Origin of the sequence: Klebsiella sp. MS 92-3, from assembly GCF_000195655.1 — a bacterium.
Taxonomy (GTDB): Bacteria; Pseudomonadota; Gammaproteobacteria; order Enterobacterales; family Enterobacteriaceae; genus Klebsiella; species Klebsiella pneumoniae.
Genome location: NZ_GL882839.1, coordinates 72842 through 81137, shown reverse-complemented (window position 1 = coordinate 81137; position 8296 = coordinate 72842). Strand labels below are relative to the sequence as shown.

General features: G+C 54.9%; 11 protein-coding genes and 1 pseudogene. 8 read left to right on the top strand and 4 right to left on the bottom strand.

Annotated features, from left to right (window positions below; all coding sequences use genetic code 11):
* Positions 1-28: 28 nt before the first annotated feature.
* Positions 29-943, bottom strand: a complete 915-nt coding sequence (locus HMPREF9538_RS06990; RefSeq protein ID WP_020316423.1) for an SDR family oxidoreductase — start codon at positions 941-943, stop codon at positions 29-31.
* A 656-nt stretch (positions 944-1599) separates the two neighbouring features.
* Between HMPREF9538_RS06990 and HMPREF9538_RS06995 the strand changes: the two genes are divergently transcribed.
* From HMPREF9538_RS06995 to HMPREF9538_RS07010, 5 genes and pseudogenes are all read left to right on the top strand, one after another.
* Positions 1600-1785 carry a general stress protein gene (locus HMPREF9538_RS06995; protein WP_004143718.1) on the top strand — a complete coding sequence of 62 codons (186 nt, stop codon included), beginning with the start codon at positions 1600-1602 and terminating at the stop codon, positions 1783-1785.
* A gap of 365 nt (positions 1786-2150) precedes the next feature.
* Positions 2151-2366, top strand: a pseudogene (locus HMPREF9538_RS0128215) (hypothetical protein).
* 23 nt (positions 2367-2389) lie between these two features.
* The gene (locus tag HMPREF9538_RS07000) at positions 2390-2896 is read left to right on the top strand and encodes a ferritin-like domain-containing protein (protein WP_004151243.1); all 507 of its coding nucleotides are present in this window, start codon (positions 2390-2392) and stop codon (positions 2894-2896) included.
* A gap of 16 nt (positions 2897-2912) precedes the next feature.
* Positions 2913-3095, top strand: a complete 183-nt coding sequence (locus HMPREF9538_RS07005; RefSeq protein ID WP_009485850.1) for a hypothetical protein — start codon at positions 2913-2915, stop codon at positions 3093-3095.
* A 39-nt stretch (positions 3096-3134) separates the two neighbouring features.
* A complete protein-coding gene (locus HMPREF9538_RS07010; RefSeq protein WP_009485849.1) occupies positions 3135-4760 on the top strand; it encodes an alpha-amylase family protein in 1626 nt (541 codons plus the stop codon).
* On the opposite strand, the gene HMPREF9538_RS07015 is transcribed toward HMPREF9538_RS07010, so the two are convergent.
* The 3 genes from HMPREF9538_RS07015 to HMPREF9538_RS07025 all read right to left on the bottom strand — a co-directional run bounded on the left by HMPREF9538_RS07015 (position 4757) and on the right by HMPREF9538_RS07025 (position 7029).
* A complete protein-coding gene (locus HMPREF9538_RS07015) occupies positions 4757-5752 on the bottom strand; it encodes an SDR family oxidoreductase (protein WP_004151245.1) in 996 nt (331 codons plus the stop codon). The genes HMPREF9538_RS07010 and HMPREF9538_RS07015 overlap by 4 nt on opposite strands.
* A 318-nt stretch (positions 5753-6070) precedes the next feature.
* The gene (locus HMPREF9538_RS07020) at positions 6071-6517 is read right to left on the bottom strand and encodes a DUF421 domain-containing protein (RefSeq protein ID WP_004148482.1); all 447 of its coding nucleotides are present in this window, start codon (positions 6515-6517) and stop codon (positions 6071-6073) included.
* A gap of 8 nt (positions 6518-6525) precedes the next feature.
* Positions 6526-7029, bottom strand: a complete 504-nt coding sequence (locus HMPREF9538_RS07025; RefSeq protein ID WP_004184168.1) for a hypothetical protein — start codon at positions 7027-7029, stop codon at positions 6526-6528.
* A 144-nt stretch (positions 7030-7173) separates the two neighbouring features.
* Here HMPREF9538_RS07025 and HMPREF9538_RS07030 point away from each other — a divergent pair, with 144 nt between their 5' ends.
* From HMPREF9538_RS07030 to HMPREF9538_RS07040, 3 genes are all read left to right on the top strand, one after another.
* On the top strand, positions 7174-7578 hold the full coding sequence (locus HMPREF9538_RS07030) for a YdeI family stress tolerance OB fold protein (protein WP_020316426.1): 405 nt from the start codon (positions 7174-7176) through the stop codon (positions 7576-7578).
* A 15-nt stretch (positions 7579-7593) separates the two neighbouring features.
* Positions 7594-7740 carry a hypothetical protein gene (locus HMPREF9538_RS32445; protein WP_002906033.1) on the top strand — a complete coding sequence of 49 codons (147 nt, stop codon included), beginning with the start codon at positions 7594-7596 and terminating at the stop codon, positions 7738-7740.
* A 113-nt stretch (positions 7741-7853) separates the two neighbouring features.
* Positions 7854-8285 carry an OsmC family protein gene (locus HMPREF9538_RS07040; RefSeq protein ID WP_002906030.1) on the top strand — a complete coding sequence of 144 codons (432 nt, stop codon included), beginning with the start codon at positions 7854-7856 and terminating at the stop codon, positions 8283-8285.
* Positions 8286-8296: the final 11 nt, after the last annotated feature.

Here is an 8296-nt window from a genome sequence, read left to right as displayed (position 1 = left end):
GCTGGCGCGCGTCGGTATGCCGGGAGGCTTAGACCACACCATCCCCGCCGTCAGAACACCACACCTGTCCGGAGGTATATGAGCAGGCATCGGATGCCAGGGTGACATACAGCGGGGCGATCTCTACCGGTTGCCCCGGGCGCCCCATCGGCGTGTCTTTGCCAAACTGTTTCACCTTCTCGTCCGGCTGGCCGCCGCTGGATTGCAGCACCGTCCAGTAAGGGCCAGGCGCTACGGCGTTTACGCGAATGCCTCGTTTCGCCACCTGTTTAGCCAGCGATTTAGTGAAGATCGCGAGACAGGCTTTGGTCTGCGCATAATCGAGCAGGATCGGGCTGGGTTTATACGCCTGCACCGAGGTGGTATTGATAATCGCGCTTCCGGCCTGAAGGTGAGGCAGTGCGGCGCGGGTGATCCAGAACGGCGCGTAGACGTTGGTTTTGAAGGTAGCGTCGAAATCTTCGGTAGTGAGTTCCTCAAGGGTTTCACAGTATTGCTGACGCCCGGCGTTATTAACCAGGATGCTCAGACCTCCCAGCTGTTCCACCGCGTCGGCCACCAGCGACTGGCAGAAGGATTCTGAGCGAATATCACCCGGGAGGGCGACCGCGGTGCGCCCTTCGGCTTTGATCAGGGCGATAACTTCATCCGCATCCTTTTGCTCTTCGGGCAGATAGTTTATCGCGACGTCGGCGCCTTCGCGGGCAAAGGCGATCGCCACCGCACGGCCAATACCGGAGTCGCCGCCGGTAATTAACGCTTTCTTACCGGCCAGTCGTCCGGAGCCGGAGTAGCTGGTTTCACCGTGGTCCGGGGATGGCTCCATTTCCGCATCCAGACCCGGCGGGGTTTGTTCTTGCTCCGGGAACTCCGGACGTGGAGCCGTCTCTTCTGGCAACATGGAGGTGGGTAACTTCTTCATTGGCGGTTTTTCATCTTGCATAGTCATCTCCTTCAGACAGAACGGGCCAGCTCTAAGAATAGGTCAGCTTCTCCTGGCGACAGACCCTGGATGACTCGCAACATCGCAGTCAATGGCCAATCGTAGGCGTAACGGTATGCCTTAACCGACTGATCCTTGGCGTATTTCGGGGGATAGCGTTGCGTTATTATTGCTGACGTTAAATTAGGATTATTCCATCCTTAATCAAGGGCCAAGGGCTATTTTCGTAACGCGCATGATCTTTTTCTCAAGTTACGATGAAGGTGCTGCATGAATAAACGATGAAGATGTTCATTAGCAAACCATGGTCTATAAGGTAATACCTCTTTAGGGGTAACATTTCTGGATATTGTGTTCCGCGAGATAAAGAAATATTTATTCATTAAATTGTTTGCATTTTTTTACAAACGGCCGTTGGACGTTTCTGTTTTACCCGCCGGTGAACATAACCTACGTCAAATAAAGGAGTTGTGTGAGGTATATTTTATCTTACCGCTTCGTTAGTAAAGCTTTATTTTGTCAGTGCGCGGATGGGTATCTGAAATTAATTTGACTCCTGCAGGCATTCCTCTAGTGTTAGATATCGAGGGCGATGATTTGTAACAGGGTCATTTTCCATTTACCAACCGATATTGATCAAACCAAAGGTGAAAATTATGGCAGAGCATAGAGGCGGTTCAGGTAATTTTGCAGAAGATCGTGAGAAAGCATCCGAAGCCGGGCGTAAAGGCGGACAGCACAGCGGCGGGAACTTTAAAAATGATCCTGAACGTGCATCCGAAGCCGGTAAGAAGGGTGGTAAGAACAGTCATGGCGGCGGCCGTAAATCCGGTGACAGCTAGCGACTGATGAGCTGTGACGCCGACAAATCGGCGTTGAGACAAAACCTGTGGGCCAGATGGTCCGCAGGTTTCTGCATATTCAGGGTTTATTTATCTATAACGACATTCATTATCCGCGATGTGGGGAAACTAAAAGGTGAGGAGGAAATCGCCGCATCACTAGCAATTAAAGACGGCCGCAGCGGCAATAAATTAGCCGGACGGTAAAGACAGAAAATAACGGAACGGGACAATACGCAACGCTGTTTTCTTTTTTATGCTTAGGCAAAAGAAAGACATTTTCAGCGTAAGGTTTAGCGCCTGACGCAGCGGTCAGAGCGTCGATAAAATGGTCGCTCAATATTGTTCGGTCCTAAGGTAATAAAATGAAGTTGACGCCAGTGTTTATTAAGCGCTGTCATCTTGTCGCCGCCGTTATGTAGGTGGGTCTGGCGATACCCTCGTTAATCTGGTGGAAAGACAGCGTACTGTGGGTCATTCTCATCAGTATTTATGCCAATATTGTTGGCCATTTATCCGGATATAGCGCAGCGCGAGCTGACCAGGCGGCGGAAGAGAGTGAAGATTCCACGTCAAAATAAAAGGTTAATGATCAGAGGTGTATATGACGGATATTGAAAATTATCACAACTGGCTTCGCGATGCGCATGCCATGGAAAAACAGGCTGAGTCGCTGCTGGTGGCCACCATCAGACGCCTCGATAATGAACCGCAGTTACGCACCCGCCTTGAACAACATCTCTATGAAACCCGACGGCAATTGTCCGCCCTGCAGGATATCATCGCCCGCAACCATATTTCCCGCTCTGCGCTGAAGGATGCGATGAGCCGGGTGGCGGCGTTAGGACAGACCATTGGCATCATGCTGCCCGGTGATGAGGTTATTAAAGTGATTATCACTGCCTACGTTTTTGCCCATTTTGAGGTCGCCTGCTATACCGCTTTATTAACGGCGGCGAAAAGAGTAGGCGACCACAGCGCGATGCATACGCTGGAGGGTATCCTGGCTGAAGAGAGAGGAATGGCTGATTGGCTGCTCCATTATCTGCCAGCGCTGACCGGGCAATATCTTATGGATACCGATATGCCTGGCGTTGAGGCCGGGCATTAAGCCGCCGGAGAACACTATGGTCAAACGGCAAACCATCGCGCTCCTCGCCGCCGAGGAACAGGTTCCGCTGGTATTAACCGCCAGGCAGCAGGCGCTGGTGGACGCGGTAGCGAACAGGATGCTACCAGCGGAACGCAATCCCGTATCGCCTGTCGGCAAAACGCGCGCGAAGGCCAGGGCGGGGTCCGGATCGCGCTGAGGCGGCTGACAGGGACGGACAGAACGCGAGGTGAGAGTGATGCAACGGGAAGAGTGGTTTCACAGAGCGGTCATCTATCAGGTTGACAGTTCGCTCTTTTATGATGCCAATGGCGATGGTTTTGGCGATCTCGCGGGCATTCGCCAAAAGCTACACTACATTCGCAGCCTCGGAGCGACGGTGCTCTGGCTAACTCCGTTCTATCTCACTCCTCTGCAGGATGATGGCTATGATATCAGCGATCATCTGCAGCCCGATCCGCGGTTCGGCACTATCGCTGACGTGATTGAGCTGATTGCCCGCGCCCGCGAGCTGGGACTGCGGGTGATCGTTGAGCTGGTGATCCAGCACACCTCCGCGCAGCACCCGTGGTTCCAGGCGGCGCGACGCGATCCCCGGTCGCCGTGGCGGCCGTATTATCTGTGGGCCGATCGGCCGCCGGAAAACGACGATCCTCCCATGTTTCCCGGCGTTGAGGAGAGCGTCTGGCGCTGGGACGAACAGGCTGGGCAATATTATCGCCACATGTTTTATCACCACGAGCCCGACCTGAATCTCGCCCATCCGCCGGTGATCGCTGAAATCGAAAACATTATCACCTTCTGGCTGCAGGCTGGGGTGTCTGGCTTTCGTCTCGATGCCGCGTCACATCTGGTCAAGCAGGCCGGAAAGGGCGACGAGACGCGCGGCTACCCGCTGCTGACCCATCTCCGGCAGGTTGTACAGCGCCTCAATCCCGATGCGATACTCCTGGGTGAAGTGGACGTCGCGGTAGAAGATTACCGTCATTATTTCGGCCAGGGCGATCGGCTGCAGATGGTGCTTAATTTCTGGCTTAACAAATACCTCTACCTCAGCCTGGCGCAGCAGCGCGCCGCGCCGGTGGTGAAGGCCCTGCAGGCGATGGTGACCCCGCCGGACGGGTGCTGCTTCGTCAACTGGCTGCGCAACCATGATGAACTGGATCTTGAGGGGATTGGCGAGCGCAACAAGCGCCAGATTATCCGCACCTTTGCCCCTGATAAATCGATGTCCGTTTACCAGCGCGGCGTACGCCGAAGACTGGCGCCGATGCTGGACAGCGATACCCGACGCATAGCGTTAGCCCATGCTATCCTGCTGGCGCTGCCCGGCGTGCCGGTGATGCGCTATGGCGACGAGATTGGCATGGGTGACGATCTCTCCTTACCGGAGCGCTACGCGGTCAGAACGCCGATGCAGTGGTCAGCCGCGGCCAACGCCGGCTTTTCCCGGGCGGCGCGGGATGATTTGCCGGTAAAACCGGTGGCCAGCGGGCGGTTCCGCTATCAACGGATCAATGTCGAAACGGCGCTGCGCCATCCCAGGTCGCTGCTGCATCGGGTACGCAATATGGTATTGGCGCGCACGGAATATACTGAACCGGGATCCCTCCCTTTTACTCTCCTTACTCTAAAGCCCGACGCGGTGCTGGGCTTGCTCTATCGCAGCGAATCGCGGGAGGTACTGATGCTGGCCAACTGCAGCCAGCAGGCGGTAGAGGTCCTGCTCCCGCCGCTGGCCGAGGGCTACTGGAGCCCAATTCTGGAAGATAAGCTCTATCAGGATGGCCTGCACGGCGGGAAAGATGCGCGGCTGGCACTCTCCGGGTATGGTTACCGTTGGTTCAGCCGCAGCCTGAGTTAGCGCCGTTTTCCGGAACGACGGAACAACGCCCGCAGCGCCATCGTCGCCACCGCTACCCCGACGCCGGCGGCGACTTTACCCGGGAGATCGGCGCTGATGGTGACTGCTTTACGCCGTGCGCCATCGTTAAAGGGGCCGTGGCCCGGATGATTGCCGCGCACCGGCGTGAACAGGTCGTCCTGTTGGTCTGACGACTTTGGCTGACCGGTAAACTGTCCCTCCCACGCTTTTTTCACCATCAGCCGATCGAGCAGGCGAGGGAAGAAGACCTGGCCGAGGATCGACTGGATGGTGCTTTTTCCGACCCACAGCTCGTTGACCGGGCGCTGGATGACGCTGTAAATAGCCTCGGCGGCGACTTCCGGCTGATAGACCGGGGGCACCGGCTGCATGGCCTGATCCATTTTGTTTCGCGCCCAGCCAAACTGGGCGGTGTTCATCCCCGGCAGTTGCACCATGGTCAACTGGATGTGGCTTTTCTCATGCATCAGTTCGGTTCGCACGGCATCGGTAAAGCCGCGGATCGCCGCTTTCGCTCCGCAGTAAGCCGACTGCAGTGGGATTGAACGCCAGGCCAGCGCCGAGCCGGCCTGAATAATCACCCCCCGATCCCGGGGGATCATGACCTCCAGCGCCGCGCGGGTGCCGTTCACGTACCCGAGATAGGTCACCTCCGTCACCCGGCGAAACTCCTCCTCGCTCATCTGACGAAAGGGCGCCAGCACGGTGGTCATGGCGTTGTTGATCCAGACGTCGATTGCCCCGAGGGTGGTTTCCACCTCGGCGGCGGCGCGCTGCAGCGCCCCGGCATCGACGACATCGGCGCTAATAGCCAGCGTTTTAATGCCAAACCGTTCACAGGCCTGTCGCGTCTCCTGTAAACCCGTTTCGTCTCGGGCGATCAGCGCCACGTGATATCCAGCGCGGGCGAAACGCAGCGCGGTAGCTTTGCCCGCTCCCGCGGTTCCACCGGTAATAACCATCACAGACATAGTGACCTCATTATGTTTTGGCTTTCACAATATTGACTGTACGGATCGGTTAATTATTTCTCACCAATGGCAATGACGAGGTGGGAAATATCCTGGAATAAGCGCAATGTGAATCAGGCGGCATCTCCTGGTTAGTTTCGGCAGATCCTACATACTTCGGCGAAGGCGTTCTATAATTTGTAGGATCCCTGACAACCAGCGAGGAGGAAAAATGTTAATGTTGAACGTTGTTAACGGTGAAAAAGAAGAGGATGACGCCACTCGCGCTCCGGAATCAGGTGATAAACAACCGGAGCGTGATAAATAGCGAAGCCGATACTATTCCTGCTCAGGAATAATGGATATCTGGCCGTTACGCTCGAGAATAGCGAATTTGATCGCTTTCAATTCATAAATGCCATGGTGCTGCCTGGCCGCCAGCAGGATATCATCGACAGAGATATTGACGAGCTTAATCTTCTCGTCGATGACAGCACCATTTTCCACCACGATAACCGGCGTACCATCGAGAAAATTTTCTGCCTGAGCAAATTTTTTCTTAATATAGCCGAACAAAATATCAATACTAACCAGGGTGACGATAGTCAGCATCGACCCGGTAACCGAATAGTCTGTGCTGAGCATCGCCTGCTGGGTGGCTTCGCTGATAATCAGCAACAGTATCAGGTCAAAGTTGGTTAATTGCATCAGGGTTCTTCTGCCGGCAATCTTAAAAATAATCAACAAGATCAGATAGATTGCTGCGGCTCTAAGGACCATTTCCATAGCGACTCCTACGGATAGACAAACTGCTGCCAGGTTACAGAATAGCGATCGTTAACTACCGCCTGCAGAGAGATATTACCGGCCGTTTTTGGGGTAACGGCTAACCACACAGATATCGGTGAAGGCGGGTTCGACCGCTGATAGACGAGATGTAATTTCCCGTCGGCGCTATACATTTTATCCGGCTGCGGACGGATATCACCGATCTGGTAGCGGGTTAATAACGGGGCGGCGAAGCTGATAATGGTGTCGCTGGCCGTATCCGGTTTAATCTGAATATTAAGCTCGGTTTCACTCATCAGCCTGGCATAGCGCTGATAATCGACGCTTAATTCGCCTCCGCCGGTTTCCCGGTGTGCTTCACTGAAATAACCGGAGGACCACAGGCCGCTTAACGCGGTAAGAATGATGAGACTCAAAACAATTATCCCATAGCGGCGGAAACGATATTCAAAGCGTAAGGAGCGTTCATTCTCATCGACGATAGGACAAGGCTGTTGATTCTTAATCATTAATATTTTCCTCGCGTTTCGTTTCGCCAGGAGCGTAACGATAAGGACATTCTTATATTAGACGATATCAGAACAATTGACTTTGTAAAAATGGCCAGCCTCAGCCAGGCTTTATTCTCATCGTCAGCAAAAAACGGAGGCATGATGAAAAAACTAGCATTGGCCATGGCCTGTCTGTTTGCCGTAGGTGTCGCGCAGGCGGACGATAAGGGAGGGTTTAGCCAGGATGCCGCGCCGCCGCCGCCGCACAAACTCGATGACGGCTATCGCGGCGTCGAGGATGGCCGGATCATGACCGTTGAGCAGGCGAAAACCATGCACGATGGCGCGACCGTTTCGCTGCGCGGCAATCTGCTCAAGCGGCAGGGAGATGACCGTTATCAGTTTCGTGATAAAAGCGGCATCATCACCGTTATTATCCCGGTCGCCGCGTTTAACGAACAACACGTAGAGCCAGACGATCTGGTCAATATCAACGGCAGTCTGGATCGCAAAATGACGCCGCCGGTCGTGCGAATCGATCGTCTGCTCAAGCAGTCGCCTAAGTAAGCGGAGCACGTCGATATGAGCACCTTTTCTCACTCGCAAGACGAAGAGCGCGGTAAGCAACCTGCCCGTGAGGCGCCCGGGGAGCAGGGCGAAGTTCCGCGTAAACGGGACGACAGCAAGGATGACAAATCCGATCCCTGGCATCCGCAGGATGGCCGATAGCGTCACCAACGACACGAAAACCAGGGGAACGTGGGAGCCAGAGGCTGCAAAAAGACGCAGCTTCGGCATCACGCACTATACTTTTTTTTCGACATCACTACAGGAGGAATCAAATGGCGATTCATAAGAAAGGGCTAGCGCACTGGGAAGGCGACCTGAAGCATGGCAAAGGCACCGTGTCGACAGAAAGCGGGGCGCTGAGCCAGCAGCCCTACGGATTTAACACCCGTTTTGAGGGGGTGAAGGGCACCAACCCTGAGGAGCTGATCGGCGCTGCACATGCCGCCTGCTTTTCGATGGCCCTGTCGCTGATGCTCAGCGAAGAGGGATATACCGCAACGTCCATTGACACTACCGCAGTGGTCACCCTCAATAAAACCGACGGCGGCTTTGCGATTACCGATATCGCGCTGCAAAGCCAGATCGTCCTGCCGGACGTGTCTCCGGCGGCGTTCGATGAGATCATCCAGAAAGCGAAAGCAGGCTGCCCGGTATCGCAGGTGCTGAAGGCCAACATTACCCTCGATTACCAGCTGAATCCGTAAGCCGTCGTTGC

What these genes read in the sequence shown, in the direction of transcription:
- HMPREF9538_RS07000 (WP_004151243.1), top strand. Translation starts at nt 2,390, where the DNA reads ATGACGGATATTGAAAATTATCACAACTGGCTTCGCGATGCGCATGCC.
- HMPREF9538_RS06995 (WP_004143718.1), top strand. Translation starts at nt 1,600, where the DNA reads ATGGCAGAGCATAGAGGCGGTTCAGGTAATTTTGCAGAAGATCGTGAG.
- HMPREF9538_RS06990 (WP_020316423.1), bottom strand. Translation starts at nt 943, where the DNA reads ATGCAAGATGAAAAACCGCCAATGAAGAAGTTACCCACCTCCATGTTG.
- HMPREF9538_RS07015 (WP_004151245.1), bottom strand. Translation starts at nt 5,752, where the DNA reads ATGTCTGTGATGGTTATTACCGGTGGAACCGCGGGAGCGGGCAAAGCT.
- HMPREF9538_RS32445 (WP_002906033.1), top strand. Translation starts at nt 7,594, where the DNA reads ATGAGCACCTTTTCTCACTCGCAAGACGAAGAGCGCGGTAAGCAACCT.
- HMPREF9538_RS07030 (WP_020316426.1), top strand. Translation starts at nt 7,174, where the DNA reads ATGAAAAAACTAGCATTGGCCATGGCCTGTCTGTTTGCCGTAGGTGTC.
- HMPREF9538_RS07025 (WP_004184168.1), bottom strand. Translation starts at nt 7,029, where the DNA reads ATGATTAAGAATCAACAGCCTTGTCCTATCGTCGATGAGAATGAACGC.
- HMPREF9538_RS07020 (WP_004148482.1), bottom strand. Translation starts at nt 6,517, where the DNA reads ATGGAAATGGTCCTTAGAGCCGCAGCAATCTATCTGATCTTGTTGATT.
- HMPREF9538_RS07005 (WP_009485850.1), top strand. Translation starts at nt 2,913, where the DNA reads ATGGTCAAACGGCAAACCATCGCGCTCCTCGCCGCCGAGGAACAGGTT.
- HMPREF9538_RS07040 (WP_002906030.1), top strand. Translation starts at nt 7,854, where the DNA reads ATGGCGATTCATAAGAAAGGGCTAGCGCACTGGGAAGGCGACCTGAAG.
- HMPREF9538_RS07010 (WP_009485849.1), top strand. Translation starts at nt 3,135, where the DNA reads ATGCAACGGGAAGAGTGGTTTCACAGAGCGGTCATCTATCAGGTTGAC.